Origin of the sequence: Phycicoccus sp. HDW14, assembly GCF_011383005.1 — a bacterium.
Taxonomy (GTDB): domain Bacteria; phylum Actinomycetota; class Actinomycetes; order Actinomycetales; family Dermatophilaceae; genus Phycicoccus.
Genome location: NZ_CP049935.1, coordinates 557,458 through 574,208 on the forward strand (window position 1 = coordinate 557,458; position 16,751 = coordinate 574,208).

Genomic DNA, 16,751 nt, shown 5'->3' on the forward strand with positions numbered 1-16,751 from the left:
ATGACGACCCCCGGTGCGGCGACGGCCGGCACCGGTGCTCCCCCGCGGCCCCGGGCGCCCCCGGAGCGGCCTCCGGCGCGTCGGGCGCCGCGCCCGCCGGCACGGCGGCCGTGCCGGACGGCCTCGTCGTCGAGGTGACGCCCGCGAACCTCCAGCAGGCGCTGACCCGCACCGTGCAGGTCGCCGGGCTGCTCGTGCTCTGGTCCTCCGGGCACCCGCAGACCCGCCAGCTCGTCGACACCGTCGCCCGGGTCGCGGCGCGTCACGAGGGTCGCGTGCTCGTCCTCACCGCCGACCTCACCGGCCACCCCGAGCTGCTCCAGGCGTTCCAGCCGCTGCTCGTGCAGGCCTTCGGGCAGGCCACCGTGCCGGCCACCTTCGGGCTGCTGCAGGGCCAGCCGGTGCCGCTCTTCCCGGGCGTCGCCGACGAGGCGCAGGTCGGCGAGGCCGTCGACCAGCTGCTCCAGGCCGCGGTGCAGAACGGCATCACCGGGCGCGTCGACATCGGACCCGTCGAGGGGGCCGATGACGACGACGAGCTGCCGCCGCTGCACCAGGCCGCCTTCGAGGCGATCGAGCGGGGCGACCTCACCGCCGCCGCCGAGGCCTACGAGCAGGCGCTCGCGGCCAACGACAAGGACGAGGACGCCCGGCTGGGCCTGGCCCAGGTCCGGCTCATGGAGCGCACGAGCGGGGTCGACCTCGCCGCCGCCCGGGCCGCCGCCGCGGCCGACCCCACCGACGTCGAGGCCGCCGTCGTCGTCGCCGACCTCGACGTGCTCGGCGGGCACGTCGAGGACGCCTTCACCCGGCTGCTCGACCTCGTCCGCACGAGCGCGGGCGACGAGCGCGACCGCGCCCGCACCCACCTCATCGAGCTGTTCGCCGTCGTCGGCGCCCAGGACGAGCGGGTCCGCAAGGGGCGCACCGCGCTCATGAGCGCCCTCTTCTGAGCGTGCCCCCGAGCTCGTCGACGGCCGCGTCCGCTTCCGGTACGCGGCCGACGACCCTTCCGTGGGCGCGGTGTCGCTCGACTGCGACCGTGCCGTGCCCGGACCCCGCGCGTTCACCACCGCCGACGACGGGTGCTGGACGCTCGACCTCCCGCAGCCGCCGCTCGACCGCGTCGAGTACCGGTTCGCGGTCACCCGCGGCGCCGACACCGAGGTGGTCCTCGACCCGGCCAACCCGCTGACCGTGCCGACCGCCTTCGGGGACCGGTCGGTGCTCGAGCTCCCGGGCTACGAGGCGCCGTGGTGGCTCGACGCCCCTGCGGTCGAGGGCGGCGTCGAGCCGATGACCCTCGCCGGCGAGACCACCGACGAGGTGCCGGTGGCGGTGTGGTCGCCGGACGGGCTGGCCGACGACGACCCGGCCCCGCTGCTGCTCGTCCACGACGGGCCCGAGTACGACCGGCTCGCGGCCGTCACGCGCTTCTCCGCGGCGCAGGTGGCGGCCGGTGTGCTGCCGCCGCACCGCGTCGCGCTGACCCATCCGGTGCTGCGCGACGCGTGGTACTCCGGCTCGCCGCAGTACCTGCGCACCGTCGCCGACGCCGGCCTCGTGCGCATCGGCGAGCGGTTCGCCGTCGACCGGCCGGTCGTCGTCCTCGGGGCCAGCCTCGGGGGCTCACGGCCCTGCTCCTCGGGATGCTCGCCGCCCCCCGGGTCGGCGGGGTCGTCGCCCAGTCGGGGTCCTTCTTCCAGGTGCGCCACGACGACTCCGAGAGCGGCTTCCCGTTCTTCGGCCGCATCTCGCGCTCGGTGCAGGCCGTCCTCGACATGCGCGAGGCCGAGCACCCCCTCGTCGTCGGGATGACCTGCGGCGCACTCGAGGAGAACGCCGCGAACAACCGCGACATGGCCAACGCGCTCGGGCGCGCGGGGCACGACGTCCGGTACCGCGAGGTCGCCGACCTGCACAACTACACCGCGTGGCGCGACGCCCTCGACCCCACCCTCACCGACGTCCTGCGGACGGTGTGGTCCTCGGAGGGCGCGTCCGGGTGACCCGCCGCTAGGGTCGTGCGGCATGGAGCAGCACAGCGTCCGGCTCGGGGTCCCGGGGCACGACGCCGACCTCGAGGTCGTGCGGTACGGCCACTGGGGGCGGCCGGTGCTGCTCTTCCCGTCCGAGGCCGGCGCGGCCCGCGACGCCGAGGGCAACGGGATGCTCGCCGCGGTGGCGCCGCTGGTCGACGCCGGCCGGATGAGCCTGTTCTGCGTCGACTCCCTCGACGGCTGGAGCTGGTCGGACTCCTCGCTGCCCACCGAGGAGCGGGCCCGGCGCGGCGGCGCGTACACGGCCTGGCTCTCCGAGGCGGTCCTGCCGTGGGTGCAGGGCGAGACCGGCGGCAGCACCGACCTCGTGGCGGTCGGCCCCTCGCTCGGCGCGTACCACGCGGTGCACCTGGCGCTGACCCGCGCCGACGTCGTGCCGCTGGCCATCGGGCTCTCCGGCAACTACGACCCGACGACGTGGAACGGCTGGGGTGACGTCGGCGACGCCACGTACTTCGCCAACCCCAGCGCCTACGTCGCGAACGCCGACGGCGACCACCTCGACTGGCTGCGATCGCGCGTGTCCATCCTCCTCGTCGTGGGGGAGGGGCCCTTCGAGGTCTCACCCACGCGCTCCCTGCCTGCCACCCGCGAGTTCGCGGACGTCCTCTCCCGCAGGGGAATCCGCCACGAGCTCGACGTCTGGGGCCATGACAGCGCCCACGACTGGCCGTGGTGGCAACGCCAGCTCGCCCACCACCTCCCGCGTTTCGTCTGACGGAAAGGACACCCGTGCCCGCACCGACCGACCACCTCGTGGGGCTGCTCCTCGGCGCCGAGGAGGACTGGCCCACCGCCTTCGAGTCCCTCGCGCGACGGCTGGGCGTGCTGCGCGCGCCCGACGGCACCGAGCACACCGTGACGACCGAGCGGATGACCATCGAGCCGTTCAACCTGCGCGACCGTCCCCGCCACGAGCTCGTCATCGACCGGCTGGCGCACTGGTACTACCACCCGCGCGAGTGGCTCAAGAAGGTCGCCCTCATGGACGACGTCTACCTGCTCAACAGCCCGTTCACCTTCCAGTCGATGGAGAAGCACTCGGCGTACTGCGCCCTGATGCGGCTGGGCTTCAACGTCCCCGAGACCGTCCTCGTCCCGTACAAGAACCCCGTCGACAACGCGCGCTGGGCGTACACGTCGGCGAAGTACAACCGCGGCTTCGACCTCGACGAGATCGCCGACTCCCTGGGCTACCCGCTGTTCATGAAGCCCTTCGACGGCGGCGGCTGGCGCGGGGTGTCGATGGTCAGCGATCCCGCCGACCTGCACCGCTCGTACGACGACTCCGGCGAGATGCTCATGCACCTGCAGGCCTCGGTCCCCGACTTCGAGCACTTCGCGCGCTCGTTGACCATCGGCCCGGAGACGATGGTCATGCGGTTCCGCCCGGACGAGCCGATGCACGACCGGTACTCGGTGGCGCACGGCTTCCTCAGCGACGAGGTCGGTCGCGAGGTCGTCACGACGAGCCAGACCGTCAACGCCTTCTTCCGGTGGGAGTTCAACTCCTGCGAGATGCTCGTCAAGGACGGCGTCGTCTACCCCATCGACTACGCGAACGCCTGCCCCGACGTCGCGGTCACCTCCCTGCACTACTACTTCCCGTGGGCGATGTCGGCGCTGCTGCGCTGGACGGCGTTCTGCACCGTCACGGGTCGCACGCCGCGCACCCAGGTCGACACGGCGCCGTGGTTCGCGGTGGCCGACGACGAGGTGCTCGACCACCGCGGCCGGCTCGGCGCCTACCAGGCGCTGGCCGACGACTACTTCGAGACCGAGCGCTACCGGGCCTTCTGCGAGAGCACGCTCGGGCACGTCGACGAGATGGTGCTCGACTGGATCGCCGGCGAGGACTTCCGGCGGCTGCTCACCTCGACGATCCAGCAGACCTACCCGCCCCAGGAGTGGGACCGGTTCGAGGCGCACTTCAGCGGGCTGATCGGGCTGTGGCTCTCCGACGAGCAGGCTCGGCTGGCGCGGCCCGCCGACGCCTGAGTCCGTCGCTCTGGGGCACTCGTCCCCAGGTGCGGTGCCGGACGGCGGTCGTGCACAGGGTGCCGGTGGGTGCTGGCGCGGCCGCGCGGTGGCTGCTGGGCTGTGCGGGTGGACGACCCGGACGAGAGCCTGATGGACGGGGTCGGCGACGCCCTGCGCGCGGCCCGGCGCAGGCACGCGCTGTCGCAGCGCGAGCTGGCGGGGCTGCTCGGGGTCGACCGCGCCGTGGTCGGCCGGTGGGAGAGCGGAGAGGGGCCGGTGGCGACCGTACGGCTGGAGGGCGTGCTGCGGCTCCTGGGTTTCCGCCTCGCCGTCGTGCCCCGTGACCCGAGCGAGTGGGTCGGCATCGAGGACCCCGGTCCCCACCTCTCGGACCGCTCCGAGCGGCGCTACCCGGCCCACCTGCACGGCTACGACGGCGGCGGGAGCACGGGGTTCAACGACTGGGTGCGCTATCGGGGTGTGCCCAACCCCTACGCACCCGGCTGGACCTACCGGATGGATCCCGAGCGTCGCCGCGAGATGACCGCGAAGCTGGCCGCGATGCGCAGGCCGATGGAGGAGTGAGGCACCGCCTCCCGGCGGCTGTGGCGAGGTGCGCGGGCGCGCGGTGCGGCGAGTGCGCGGGTGCGCCGCTGCTGCGGTGCGACGGCGCGACTGCAGCGAAGGCGCGGTGCAGCGAGGGCGCGGTGCAGCGAAGGTGCGGTGCCGCGAAGGTGCGGTGCCGCGAAGGTGCGGTGCCGCGAAGGTGCGGTGCCGCGATGGCGGGGTGCCGCGAAGGCGCAGTGTGTGTGGTGCGGCAGCGTGGCGCTGCTCGGCCATGGAGCAGCCGGACGGGTGGTGTGTGCTGGACTCCTCAGTGCTGCGGGTGGCGTCAGCAGTGCGCATGCCGCCACACACAAGCGCAGTGCTGCCGGAGGCTTCAGCAGTCCCGTGCTTGGCGGGTCAGGGGCTTGGTGTCAGTGCTGCGGGTGGCCTCAGCACTGAGGAGTCCCCGACAGGCCACCCCTCCCCGCCCATCTCGCGGGTCCACCGCGCCGAGAGGAGGCGCCACGCACAGGATCAGCTCGATCCGTCTGCGTGGTGCCTTCTCTCACCGCGCTGATTCTCGCCGTGCCTTCCGCGCCGTGCCTGCCGTGCCGTGCCTGCCGTGCCGTGCCTGCCGTGCCGTGCCTGCCGTGCCGTTCCGCGCCAATTTCCGCCGGGCCGGGCCGCACCGCGCCGCCTCTCGCCGCACCGCGCCGCCTCTCGCCGCGCCGCGCCGCGCCGATCCGCGCCTCAGCCGCCGAGCGCCGCCGAGACGACCTCTTTGGCCTCCTCCTGCACCTGGGCGAGGTGCTCGGGGCCGCGGAAGGACTCGGCGTAGATCTTGTAGACGTCCTCGGTGCCGCTCGGGCGGGCCGCGAACCACGCCGACTCGGTGACCACCTTGAGCCCGCCGATGGCCGCCCGTTGCCCGGCGCCTCGGTGAGCTTGGCGGTGATCGGCTCGCCGGCGAGCGACTCCGCGGTGACCGCCTCGGGGAGAGGGCGGCCAGTGCGGCCTTCTGCTCGCGGTTGGCCGGGGCGTCGATGCGCGCGTAGGCCGGCTCGCCGTGCCGCGCCGTGAGCTCGGCGTAGTGCTCCGAGGGGGACTTCCCGGTGCGCGCGATGATCTCGGAGGCGAGCAGGGCCAGGAGGATGCCGTCCTTGTCGGTCGTCCACACCGAGCCGTCGCGCCGCAGGAACGAGGCGCCGGCCGACTCCTCGCCGCCGAACGGGCCGGACCCGTCGAGCAGCCCCGGGACGAACCACTTGAAGCCGACGGGCACCTCGACGAGCCGGCGCCCGAGGTCCTCGGCCACCCGGTCGATCATCGAGCTCGAGACCAGCGTCTTGCCGATGAACCCGTCGGTCCGCCAGTCGGGGCGCGCGCCGCCGTAGAGGTACTGGATGGCCACGGAGAGGTAATGGTTGGGGTTCATCAGGCCTGCGTCCGGGGTGACGATGCCGTGCCGGTCGCTGTCGGCGTCGTTGCCCGTCGCCACGTCGTACTCGTCGCGTCGGGCGATGAGCGAGGCCATCGCCGAGGGGGAGGAGCAGTCCATCCGGATCTTGCCGTCCCAGTCGAGCGTCATGAACCGCCACGTCGGGTCGACGAGCGGGTTGACGACGGTGAGGTCGAGGCGGTACCGCTCGGCGATCGCGCCCCAGTAGTCGACGGCCGCGCCGCCCAGCGGGTCGGCCCCGATGCGCACCCCGGCCTCGCGGACGGCGTCGAGGTCGAGCACCGAGGGGAGGTCGTCGACGTAGGTGCCGAGGAAGTCGTGGGTGCCGACCGCGGCCCGCGCCCGGGTGAACGGTACGCGGCGCACGCCGTCGAGCCCGGCGCGGATGTAGGCGTTGGCGGCCGCCGCGATGACCTTGGTCGCGTCGGAGTCGGCGGGGCCACCGTGCGGAGGGTTGTACTTGAAGCCGCCGTCGCTCGGCGGGTTGTGCGAGGGCGTGACGACGATGCCGTCGGCCAGGCCCCGACCGGCCGGCATGTCCGAGACGCCCGAGACCTTGCCGCGGTTGGCGACGAGGATGGCGTGCGAGACGGCCGGCGTCGGGGTGTACCGGTCGGCTGCGTCGACGAGCACGGTGACGTCGTTGGCCACGAGCACCTCGAGGGCGCTCGACCACGCCGGCTCGGACAGGCCGTGGGTGTCGCGGCCGATGAACAGCGGTCCGTCGTAGCCCTGTTCGCGCCGGTAGTCGCAGATGGCCTGGGTGGTGGCGAGGATGTGTGCCTCGTTGAACGACGTGCGCAGGCTCGAGCCGCGGTGGCCCGAGGTGCCGAACGCGACCTGCTCGTCGACGTTCTCGGGGTCCGGCTCGCGCGTGTAGTAGGCGGTGACGAGCGCGGCCACGTCGACGAGGTCTGAGGGCAGGGCGGGCTGTCCGGCGCGCGAGGAGTTCATGGTCGCGATCCTCGCAGAACCGCGCGCCGCGGGTACAGGAGCGGTGTCCGGGAGATCACACAGCGAAGATGCCCCAGGGGGTACCCATCGAGTACTACCGGGAGTAGTAATGACACATGACCAGCAGAACGAGGAACCTGGTCGTCCTCGGGGCCGGAACGGCCGGGACGATGATCGTCAACAAGCTGCGCCGCCGGCTCCCGGCGGACGACTGGGCGATCACCGTCGTCGACCGTGACGACGTCCACGACTACCAGCCCGGCTACCTCTTCATCCCGTTCGGCATCAACGAACCGGACCAGGTCCGACGGACCAAGAGCCCCTTCATCCACGCGGGCATCGACCTCGTGTTCGGCGAGGTCGAGCGCGTCGACACCGCCGAACACGAGGTCCTCCTGGCCGGCGGGCGCCGCCTGCCCTACGACCAGCTCGTCATCGCGTCGGGGACGACGCCCCGCCCGGACCAGACCGAGGGCACCCTCGGGCCGCAGTGGCACCGGGAGGTCGGCGAGTTCTACACCTACGACGGAGCCCTGGCCCTGCGCGACCAGCTCGACCGGTTCACCGGCGGCCGGCTCGTCGTCCACATCACCGAGCTGCCGATCAAGTGCCCGGTGGCCCCTCTGGAGTTCACCTTCCTCGCCGACGACTGGCTGCGCAGGCGCGGCCTGCGCGAGCGCACCGAGCTGGTCTTCGTCACGCCGCTCGACGGAGCCTTCACCAAGCCGGTCGCGAGCCGGGAGCTGGGGAAGATCCTCGAGGAGAAGGGAGTCCACGTCGAACCGGACTTCATGGTCGAGCGCATCGACCAGGACCGGAAGGTCCTCGTCTCCTACGACGAGCGCGAGATCGCCTACGACCAGCTGGTCACGGTGCCCCTGAACATGGGCGCGGACTTCGTGGCCGCGTCGGGCCTCGGGGACGAGCTGAACTACGTCCCGGTCGACAAGCACACCTTCCTCGCCACCGGTCACGACGACGTCTTCGCCCTCGGCGACGCGAGCAACATCCCGACGAGCAAGGCCGGCTCGGTCGCGCACTTCTCCGTCGAGGTCTTCGTCGAGAACTTCCTCGAGCACGTCGCGGGTCGAGCGATGACCCACTCGTTCGACGGGCACGCGAACTGCTTCGTCGAGTCCGGGCACGGCAAGGCGCTGCTCCTCGACTTCAACTACGACACCGAGCCCCTGACCGGCCACTTCCCGATCCCGAAGGTCGGCCCGATGACCCTGCTCGGGGAGTCGCGCGCCAACCACCTCGGGAAGCTCGCGTTCCGGCACGTCTACTGGAACGCCCTGCTCCCCGGACGCCCGCTCGGCCTGCCCGCCGAGATGTCGATGTCCGGCAAGAACCCCGCCTGAACCGCCTCACGGAAGGACTGTCCCGATGACCACCACGACCATCGCCGGCCACGCGGTCGACGTCAACGAGGAGGGCTTCCTCACCCGCCCCGAGGAGTGGACCGAGGACCTGGCCCCCGAGCTCGCCCGGCTCATCGGCCTCGAGCTGACCGATGCCCACTGGGCGCTGATCCGCTTCCTGCGCGAGGACCACGCCGCCCAGGGCGAGACCGCCACGCTGCGCCGGGTCTCGACCCGGACCGGAACCCCGGTCAAGACCCTCTTCACCCTGTTCCCCGGCAAGCCGGCCAAGAAGATGGCCTACGTCGCCGGCCTGCCCAAGCCGAAGGGATGTGTCTGACATGACCGCCACCGACGTCGCGACCGACACCGCGCCGACCATCGTCCCGTCGTTCGACAGCCCCGCCGCCGAGGGTCGCAAGCTCGCGATCATCTGCTCCAAGGGCAGTCTCGACATGGCCTACCCCGGACTGATCCTCGCCAACGCCGCCGTCGGCGAGGGCGTCGAGACCCACCTGTTCTTCACGTTCTGGGGCTTCGACATGATCAACAAGGCGACGATGAAGGACCTGAAGTTCTCCTTCGTCGGCAACACCGCGATGCACCCGCCGGGGCACAGCGGCCTGGGCATCCACCACATGCTGGGCGCCCTTCCCGGGGCCACGGCCGCGGCGACGGCGATGCTCAAGAAGCAGATCGCCGAGCAGGACGTGCCCGAGGTGCCGGAGTTCCTCGAGCTGCTCGCCGCCTCCGGCGTGCACCTGTGGGCCTGCCGGATGTCGGCGGACATGAACCACCTCACCGAGGACGACCTCTACGAGGGCGTCGAGGCGATCATCTCGGCGAGCGACTTCATCGAGCTGACCGAGGGCGCCCAGCTGCTCTTCATCTGAGCAGGCCGAGCGCCCGGGCGGTGCTCAGAGCACCAGCTCGGTCTCGGGGACCTCGGTGCCGGGCACGGGGACGAGGTAGAGCGTCGAGAGGCGCGCGGCCCGCACGGTGACCGAGAACGGCTGGTCGTTCCACGGCACCGCCTCGGCCTCGACACGGGCGCCTGCGGTCGACGGGCTGGACAGCTCGTCGTACCCGCTGGTGTCGAGGACGACCTCCCACTGCCCGGAACGCGGCACGCCGAGGCGCACCCACTCCTTGTCCTCGCCGCTGTAGTTGACGACCGTCGCGACGACGTCACCGCGGCCGTCGGCCTGCTCGTGGCGCAGGTAGGACAGCAGGTTGCCGGTGTTGTCGTCGGCGTCGAGCCAGCGGAACCCGGCCGGCTGGGCGTCGAGCGCCCACAGCGCCGGGTGCTCGCGGTAGAGGGTGTTCAGCTGCTTGACCAGGGCGTGTACCCGGTGGTGCGCCGCGTGGTCGAGCAGCCACCACTCGAGCGAGCGGCCGTCGGCCCACTCCTGCGGCTGGGCGAACTCGCAGCCCATGAAGAGCAGCTGCTTGCCGGGGTGGCTCCACATGTACGCGAGGAAGGCGCGCAGGGTGGCCAGCTGCTCGGGCCGCTCGCCGGGGATCTTGGTGAGCAGCGAGCCCTTGCCGTGGACGACCTCGTCGTGGCTGATCGGCAGGACGAAGTTCTCGCTGAACGCGTACATCAGGGAGAAGGTCAGCAGGTTGTGGTGGTACTGGCGGTGCACCGGCTCCTCCTGGAGGTAGCGCAGCGTGTCGTTCATCCAGCCCATGTTCCACTTCAGCCCGAAGCCCAGGCCGCCGGCCGAGGTGGGCTTGGTGACGCCCGGCCAGGAGGTGGACTCCTCGGCGATGGTCACGACACCGGGGACCCGCTTGTAAGCGGTGGCGTTGGCCTCCTGGAGCAGGCCGATCGCCTCGAGGTGCTCACGGCCGCCGTGCACGTTGGGGATCCACTCGCCGTCACGGCGGGAGTAGTCGAGGTAGAGCATCGAGGCGACGGCGTCGACGCGCAGGCCGTCGATGTGGAACTCCTCGAGCCAGTACACGGCGTTGGCGACGAGGAAGTTGCGCACCTCGAGGCGGCCGAAGTCGAACACGTGCGTGCCCCAGTCGGGCTGGTCGCCGCGGCGGGGGTCCGGGTGCTCGTAGAGGGCCAGGCCGTCGAAGCGGGCGAGGGCGAACTCGTCGCGCGGGAAGTGGCCGGGGACCCAGTCGAGGATCACGCCGACACCCGCGCGGTGCAGCGTGTCGACGAGGTACTTGAAGTCGTCCGGGGTGCCGAAGCGTGCCGTCGGGGCGTAGTAGCCGGTGACCTGGTAGCCCCACGACGGGCCGTACGGGTGCTCCATCACCGGCAGCAGCTCGACGTGCGTGAAGCCGAGGTCGACGACGTAGTTGACGAGGTGCTCGGCCATCTCGCGGTAGGTCAGCCCCTGGCGCCACGACCCGAGGTGCACCTCGTAGACGCTCATCGGGCCCTCGTGCGGGTTGCCGGCGGCGCGCTGCTGCATCCAGGCGTCGTCGTCCCAGGTGTGGGTGGCCTCGTCGACGACCGAGCCGGTGCGCGGCGGGCACTCGGTGCGCCGGGCCATCGGGTCGGCCTTGCTGCGCACGACGTCGTCGGCACCGCGGATCTCGTACTTGTAGACGTCGCCGGCGCCGACGCCGGGGACGAACAGCTCCCAGACGCCGCTCGACCCGAGCATCCGCATCGGGTTGACCCGGCCGTCCCAGGCGTTGAAGTCGCCGACGACGCGCACGGCCTTGGCCCGCGGCGCCCAGACGGCGAAGGACGTGCCGCGCACCGAGCCCATCGGGCCGGGGTACTCGTGCACCCGGGCGCCGAGCACGGTCCACAGCTGCTCGTGCCGGCCCTCGCCGACGAGGTGCAGGTCGACCTCGCCGAGGGTCGGGGCGAACCGGTAGGGGTCGTCCTGCTCGTGCTCGATGCCGTCGTCCCACGAGACGAGCAGGCGGTAGTCCATCGTGCGGGTCGCGTCGGTGCGCACCCCGGTCCACACGCCTTCGGCCTCGTGCTCGAGGGTGAGCTCCTCGTCGTCCTCGAAGCGGACGCGCACCGCGGTGGCCAGGGGCTTGAGGACCCGGATGCGCAGCCCGCCCGGCTCCATGTGCTGGCCGAGGAGGTCGTGCGGCTGCTGGTGGCGACCCTGGACGAGGGCGGTGATGGCGCCCCCGACCTCGGGGCTCGGGGTGGGGGTCACGAGAGGTCTCCTTGCGGGGTGGCGGGGGAGAAGCGGTCGGTGAGGCGGCGGACGGCCCCGAGCGGGATGCCGAGCCAGTCTGGTCGGTTGCGGGCCTCGTACACGACCTCGTACAGGGCCTTGTCGAGCTCGAAGGCGGCGAGCACGGCGTCCCGCGCCCGGGGGTCCTCGCCGGCCTCCGCGGCGTAGCCGTCGAGGAAGGCCTGCTGGGCGGCGGTGACCCAATCGCGGGCCGAGCGCCCGACGACCTGCTCGCGGGTACCGCCGACGTAGTCGAAGCTGCGGAGCATCCCGGCGACGTCGCGCACCCACTGGTCGGGCAGGGAGCGCTCGGCGAGCGGACGCAGCGGCTCGCCCTCGAAGTCGAGCAGCACCCAGCCGCGCTCGGGGGAGTGGAGGACCTGGCCGAGGTGGTAGTCGCCGTGGATGCGCTGGAGGTCCGGCCACGGCACGGCGGCCGCGGCCGACAGCACCGCCTCGACGGCGTCGCGCACCGGCTCGAGGTCGGGCACGGCGTCGACGGCGGCGTCGAGGCGCACGCGCATGCCGGCGAGGATGGCCGCGGCCTGCTCGCCGGTGGTGGGGGTGGTGCCGAGGACCGAGGCCAGGGCGCGGTGCACCTCGGCGGTGGCGGCCCCGAGCTCGCGGGCGGGGCCGGTGAAGTCGGCGCCCTCGTCGGCGGCTCGCAGCGCGACGCGCCACGCGTCCTCGACGCCGGGCAGGAACTCCTGCGCGAAGGCGAGGTGGCCGGTGGCCGGGCGGTCGCCCTCGGGGGTCGGGTGGAGCCACGCACCGGTGACCGCCCCGACGACGGCCGGGACGCGGCGCGAGCCCGCGTCGACGAGGGCGCCCTGGAGCACGACGTCGGGGTTCTCGCCGGGGGAGAGCATCCGGAAGACCTTGACAATGAGGGGCCGGTGGTGGCCGTCCGCGTCGTCGGTGTCGAGGATGACCGAGGTGTTCGACTGCTCGCCGGTGAGGACACGGGAGGTGCGGACCTGCACCGGATGGGTCCAGCTGGCCTGCGGCACACCGGAGACCGACTCCTCGACCGCATCCGAGCGCGACGACGACGCGGCCCGCACCCGGCCCTGCACCAGCTCGAGGAGCTGGTTGGCGTACACGGGGTCGTGCGGCGCGTCGTAGACCCACCGCTTGCCGAGGACGGAGTGGTCCATCGTGCCGACGAGGGCGTGGTCGGCCGACGCGAGCGGCTCACCGCGGTAGGTGAGCGGCACCTGGTAGACCACGGTCTCGTCGCCGGCCTCGTCGGCGACGACGAGGGTCTCGACGCCCACCTCGCCGGCGGGGTCGTCGAGGCGCCACGTCGCGAGGCGGCGCAGCCGGGGCCGGCGGCCCTTGGCGGCGTACCAGCGCTGCGGCCCCATCCACTCCTCGAGCAGCTCGAGCTTGGTGGGGGTCAGCGACGCGGTCGTGTGGATCTCAGCCACGGTCGCCACCGGGCGGTGGGTCGAGGGCCAGCCAGAAGAAGTCGCGCGACCCGAGGGTCACGGTGACCGTGCCGTCGTCGCCGACGTCGGGGAACCCGGTGCCGCCGAACAGGTCCCGCGTCCACCATCCGGCGAACTCCTCGGAGAGGGTGAGGGTCGCCGCCTGCGGCCGGGAGGACAGGTTGTTGATGCACAGCACGGCGCGGGCCGAGCGGTCCTCGACGTCGCGCTCGCGCCGGTCGGCGCGCACGTAGGCGAGGACGCGGTCGTGCGAGGACCCGCACACCGTGAAGTCGCCGAGGCCGTAGACGGGGTGCTCGCGCCGGACCGAGAGCATCCCGCGCACCCAGTGCAGCAGCGAGGAGCCGGTGGCCATCTGCGCCTCGACGTTGACGTGGTTGTAGTGGTGCACGAGCGACTGGACGACCGGCAGGTACAGCTTGCCGGGGTCGGCCGTCGAGAAGCCCGCATTGCGGTCAGGAGTCCACTGCATCGGGGTCCGCACGGCGTCGCGGTCGTTGAGCCAGATGTTGTCGCCCATCCCGATCTCGTCGCCGTAGTACAGGCACGGCGACCCGGGCAGCGACAGCAGCAGGGCGTGGATGAGCTCGATCTCGGGACGGCTGTTGTCGAGCAGGGAGGCCAGCCTCCGACGGATGCCGACGTTGGCGCGCATCCGCGGGTCGGGGGCGTACCAGCCGTACATCGCGGCGCGCTGCTCGGGCGTGACCATCTCGAGGGTCAGCTCGTCGTGGTTGCGCAGGAACGTGCCCCACTGCGACCCCTCGGGGATCGGCGGGGTGTCGGCGAGCACGTCGATGATCGGCGCCGCCTTCTCCTCCCGGAGCGCGTAGTAGAGCATCGGCATCACCGGGAAGTGGAAGCACATCTGGCACTCGGGGGCGTCCTCGGTGCCGAAGTAGTCGACGACGTCCTTCGGCGGCTGGTTGGCCTCGGCGAGGAGGATCCGGCCCGGGTACTCGGTGTCGACCATGGTCCGCAGCCGGGCGAGGAACTCGTGGGTGCGGGGGTGGTTCTCGCCGTTGTGGCCCTCCTCCTCGAAGAGGTAGGGGACCGCGTCGAGCCGGAAGCCGTCGATGCCCATGTCCATCCAGAACCGGACGACGTCGAACATCGCCTCGTGGACGGCCGGGTTCTCGAAGTTGAGGTCGGGCTGGTGCCCGAAGAACCGGTGCCAGAAGAACTGCCGGCGGATCGGGTCGAAGGTCCAGTTCGAGGTCTCGGTGTCGATGAAGATGATGCGGGCGTCGGTGTACTTGTCGTCGGTGTCGGACCACACGTAGAAGTCGCCGTACGGGCCCTCGGGGTCGCTGCGCGAGGCCTGGAACCACGGGTGCTGGTCGCTCGTGTGGTTCATGACGAAGTCGGTGATGATCCGGATGCCGCGGGCGTGCGCCTGGTTGATGAGCTCCTTGAACTCCGGCAGCGTCCCGAACTCCGGCAGCACCTGGGTGTAGTCGGAGATGTCGTACCCGCCGTCGCGCAGCGGGCTCGCGTAGAACGGCGGCAGCCAGAGGCAGTCGACGCCCAGCCACTGGAGGTAGTCGAGCCGGTTCATGATGCCCGCGAAGTCGCCCTCGCCGGAGCCGTTGCTGTCGCCGAAGGCCCGCACGAGGACCTCGTAGAAGACCGCCGTGCGGAACCACTCGGGGTCGTGGCGCAGGCCGGGCTGGTTCATGCCGAGCCCCGGCGTGCTGTGGCCCATCCCGGGGATCGCGGTCACCAGGGCCTCCTCAGGGTCACGACGTGGCACGGTTCGACCTCGGGGCCGAGGCGGACGTACACGTCGCGCTGCCAGGTCCACGTCTGGTCGGTGACGAGGTCGTGGGCCTCGAGGGAGTCGCCGGGCTCGAAGCCGAGGGCCGGCAGGTCGAGGCGCAGCGTCGTCGCCCGCGTCGAGTGCGGGTCGAGGTTGGCGACGACGAGGACGACGTCGGCGGTGCCGTCGGGCAGGACCCGGCGCTTGGAGTAGGCGACGAAGTTGTCGTCGTCGACGTGGTGGAAGCGGATGTTGCGCAGCCGGTGCAGCGCCGGGTGCTCGCGACGGATGGTGTTGAGCATCGTCAGCCAGCCGGCGAGCGACTGGCCCTCCCGGGGCCCGCCGGGCTCGTAGTCGGCCCAGCGCCGGTCCTTGAACTCGTACTTCTCGTTGTCGATCTGCTCCTCGGCACCGGGGCGGGCGACGTGCTCCATCAGCTCGTAGCCGGCGTAGATGCCGTAGGTCGGCACGAGGGTGGCGGCCAGGGCGGCGCGCACCTTCCACGCCGCCGGCCCGCCGAACTGCATGTACGGCGTGAGGATGTCGTGGGTCGTCGGCCAGAACGAGGGGCGCATGTACGCCGCGGCGTCGCCGGAGAGCTCGGTGAGGTACTCCTCGATCTCGGCGGCGGTGTTGCGCCACGCGTAGTACGTGTAGCTCTGCTGGAACCCGACCTTGCCGAGCGTGTGCATCATCGCCGGCTTGGTGAAGGCCTCGGCGAGCCAGATGACGCCGGGGTGGTCCTTCGCGACGTCGGCGATCAGCCACTGCCAGAACTCGACCGGCTTGGTGTGGGGGTTGTCGACGCGGAAGATCTCGACGCCGTGGTCGATCCAGACCTGCACGACGCGGCGGACCTCGGCGTAGATGCCCTCGGGGTCGTTGTCGAAGTTGACCGGGTAGATGTCCTGGTACTTCTTCGGCGGGTTCTCGGCGTAGGCGATCGAGCCGTCGGCCCGCGTCGTGAACCACTCCGGGTGCGCCTCGACCCACGGGTGGTCGGGGGAGCACTGGAGCGCGAGGTCCATCGCCACCTCGAGGCCCAGCCGCCGGGCCTCCGCGACGAACGCGTCGAAGTCGTCGAAGTCGCCGAGGTCGGGGTGGATGGCGTCGTGGCCGCCGTCGGCCGACCCGATGGCGTACGGGCTGCCGGGGTCGTCGGGGCGGGCGTCGAGGGTGTTGTTCGGGCCCTTCTTGGCCGCCTGGCCGATCGGGTGGATCGGGGTGAGGTAGACGACGTCGAAGCCCATCCCCGCGACGGCGGGCAGGCGCTTCGCGGCGGTGCGCAGCGTGCCGGTGACCCAGCGGTGCTCCTTCTCGTCGTACCTCGCGCCCTCGCTGCGCGGGAACAGCTCGTACCAGGCGCCGTAGAGGGCGCGCTCGCGCTCGACGAGGAGGGCGTGCTCGACCGAGGGGGAGACCATGTCGCGCAGCGGGCGCGCGGCGAGCTCGAGCTCGACGGCGGGGTCGGTGCCGGCCTTGAGCCGGACGACGTCGCCCCGGGTGGCGTCGCGGAGGGCGGTGACGGCGTCGACGAGCACCTGCTCCTGGAGCGCGGTCCGCTCGACCTCGTCGACGGCCCGCTCGAGGACGAGGGCGCCCTCCTCGAGCATCAGCTCGGTGTCGACGTCGGCGGCGACCTTGATCGTCGCGTCGTGCTCCCAGGTGCCGTAGGGGTCGGACCACCCCTCGACGCGGTAGGACCACCAGCCGGTGCGGTCGGGGCTCACCCGCGCCACCCAGGTGTTGAGCCCGGGGTTGGTGCAGGTCATCGGATGGTGCTGCTCGGCGCCGTCCGGGTCGGTGAGGACGAGGGTGGCGTTGACGGCGTCGTGTCCCTCGCGGAACACGGTCGCCACGACCTCGAACTCCTCGCCGACGACGGCCTTGGCCGGGCGCGCGCCGTGGTCGACGGAGGGTCTGACGTCCTGGACCGGGATCCGGCCGATGGGGACCTGCGGAGGGGCGGTGCGGAGGGCATCACTCACCCCACCGAACCTACACGGACCGGAGGTGT

General features: G+C 72.1%; 13 protein-coding genes and 1 pseudogene. 9 read left to right on the plus strand and 5 right to left on the minus strand.

Features of this window, described 5'->3' with window-relative positions; translation table 11 throughout:
• The first annotated feature begins 110 nt into the window (after positions 1 to 110).
• The 6 genes from G7075_RS02805 to G7075_RS02830 all read left to right on the plus strand — a co-directional run bounded on the left by G7075_RS02805 (position 111) and on the right by G7075_RS02830 (position 4,625).
• Complete coding sequence (locus tag G7075_RS02805; RefSeq protein ID WP_240917843.1) at positions 111 to 953, plus strand: co-chaperone YbbN; 843 nt, start codon at positions 111 to 113, stop codon at positions 951 to 953.
• 61 nt (positions 954 to 1,014) lie between these two features.
• Complete coding sequence (locus G7075_RS02810) at positions 1,015 to 1,818, plus strand: hypothetical protein (RefSeq protein WP_166118641.1); 804 nt, start codon at positions 1,015 to 1,017, stop codon at positions 1,816 to 1,818.
• A complete protein-coding gene (locus tag G7075_RS02815; protein WP_166118643.1) occupies positions 1,782 to 2,009 on the plus strand; it encodes a hypothetical protein in 228 nt (75 codons plus the stop codon). Before G7075_RS02810 ends, G7075_RS02815 begins: the two co-directional genes overlap by 37 nt.
• Before the next feature lie 22 nt (positions 2,010 to 2,031).
• Entirely contained in the window at positions 2,032 to 2,778 is a 747-nt protein-coding gene (locus G7075_RS02820; protein WP_166118644.1) for an esterase family protein, read from the plus strand.
• A gap of 14 nt (positions 2,779 to 2,792) precedes the next feature.
• Positions 2,793 to 4,058 carry a hypothetical protein gene (locus G7075_RS02825; RefSeq protein ID WP_166118647.1) on the plus strand — a complete coding sequence of 422 codons (1,266 nt, stop codon included), beginning with the start codon at positions 2,793 to 2,795 and terminating at the stop codon, positions 4,056 to 4,058.
• 108 nt (positions 4,059 to 4,166) lie between these two features.
• Positions 4,167 to 4,625, plus strand: a complete 459-nt coding sequence (locus tag G7075_RS02830) for a helix-turn-helix transcriptional regulator (protein WP_205860604.1) — start codon at positions 4,167 to 4,169, stop codon at positions 4,623 to 4,625.
• Between the two features lie 711 nt (positions 4,626 to 5,336).
• On the opposite strand, the pseudogene pgm reads toward G7075_RS02830, so the two are convergent.
• Positions 5,337 to 6,999 (minus strand): annotated as a pseudogene (gene pgm, locus G7075_RS02835) (phosphoglucomutase (alpha-D-glucose-1,6-bisphosphate-dependent)).
• A 116-nt stretch (positions 7,000 to 7,115) separates the two neighbouring features.
• Between pgm and G7075_RS02840 the strand changes: the two are divergent.
• From G7075_RS02840 to G7075_RS02850, 3 genes are read left to right on the plus strand one after another with little or no spacing between them, the layout of a single operon-like run.
• Positions 7,116 to 8,360: an NAD(P)/FAD-dependent oxidoreductase gene (locus G7075_RS02840; RefSeq protein WP_166118649.1), complete on the plus strand. Its 1,245-nt coding sequence runs from the start codon at positions 7,116 to 7,118 to the stop codon at positions 8,358 to 8,360.
• Positions 8,361 to 8,385: 25 nt separating this feature from the next.
• Complete coding sequence (locus tag G7075_RS02845; RefSeq protein ID WP_166118651.1) at positions 8,386 to 8,700, plus strand: TusE/DsrC/DsvC family sulfur relay protein; 315 nt, start codon at positions 8,386 to 8,388, stop codon at positions 8,698 to 8,700.
• A gap of 1 nt (position 8,701) precedes the next feature.
• The gene (locus G7075_RS02850) at positions 8,702 to 9,253 is read left to right on the plus strand and encodes a DsrE/DsrF/DrsH-like family protein (protein ID WP_166118654.1); all 552 of its coding nucleotides are present in this window, start codon (positions 8,702 to 8,704) and stop codon (positions 9,251 to 9,253) included.
• A gap of 24 nt (positions 9,254 to 9,277) precedes the next feature.
• Here G7075_RS02850 and glgB read toward each other — a convergent pair whose 3' ends face one another.
• From glgB to G7075_RS02870, 4 genes are read right to left on the minus strand one after another with little or no spacing between them, the layout of a single operon-like run.
• Entirely contained in the window at positions 9,278 to 11,503 is a 2,226-nt protein-coding gene (gene glgB / locus G7075_RS02855; protein WP_166118656.1) for a 1,4-alpha-glucan branching protein GlgB, read from the minus strand.
• Positions 11,500 to 12,954 (minus strand): phosphotransferase, encoded by a 1,455-nt coding sequence (locus tag G7075_RS02860; protein ID WP_166118659.1) that lies wholly within the window; start codon positions 12,952 to 12,954, stop codon positions 11,500 to 11,502. The genes glgB and G7075_RS02860 overlap by 4 nt, the downstream gene beginning before the upstream one ends.
• Complete coding sequence (gene treS, locus G7075_RS02865; protein WP_166124187.1) at positions 12,947 to 14,680, minus strand: maltose alpha-D-glucosyltransferase; 1,734 nt, start codon at positions 14,678 to 14,680, stop codon at positions 12,947 to 12,949. Before treS ends, G7075_RS02860 begins: the two co-directional genes overlap by 8 nt.
• A gap of 14 nt (positions 14,681 to 14,694) precedes the next feature.
• Positions 14,695 to 16,722 carry an alpha-1,4-glucan--maltose-1-phosphate maltosyltransferase gene (locus G7075_RS02870; RefSeq protein WP_166118662.1) on the minus strand — a complete coding sequence of 676 codons (2,028 nt, stop codon included), beginning with the start codon at positions 16,720 to 16,722 and terminating at the stop codon, positions 14,695 to 14,697.
• Between the last annotated feature and the right edge of the window lie 29 nt (positions 16,723 to 16,751).

Excerpts from the sequence above, each read along its gene's own strand:
- G7075_RS02850 (WP_166118654.1), top strand. The coding sequence starts at position 8,702 with ATGACCGCCACCGACGTCGCGACCGACACCGCGCCGACCATCGTCCCG.
- treS (WP_166124187.1), bottom strand. The coding sequence starts at position 14,680 with ATGGGCCACAGCACGCCGGGGCTCGGCATGAACCAGCCCGGCCTGCGC.
- G7075_RS02840 (WP_166118649.1), top strand. The coding sequence starts at position 7,116 with ATGACCAGCAGAACGAGGAACCTGGTCGTCCTCGGGGCCGGAACGGCC.
- G7075_RS02845 (WP_166118651.1), top strand. The coding sequence starts at position 8,386 with ATGACCACCACGACCATCGCCGGCCACGCGGTCGACGTCAACGAGGAG.
- G7075_RS02815 (WP_166118643.1), top strand. The coding sequence starts at position 1,782 with ATGCGCGAGGCCGAGCACCCCCTCGTCGTCGGGATGACCTGCGGCGCA.
- G7075_RS02820 (WP_166118644.1), top strand. The coding sequence starts at position 2,032 with ATGGAGCAGCACAGCGTCCGGCTCGGGGTCCCGGGGCACGACGCCGAC.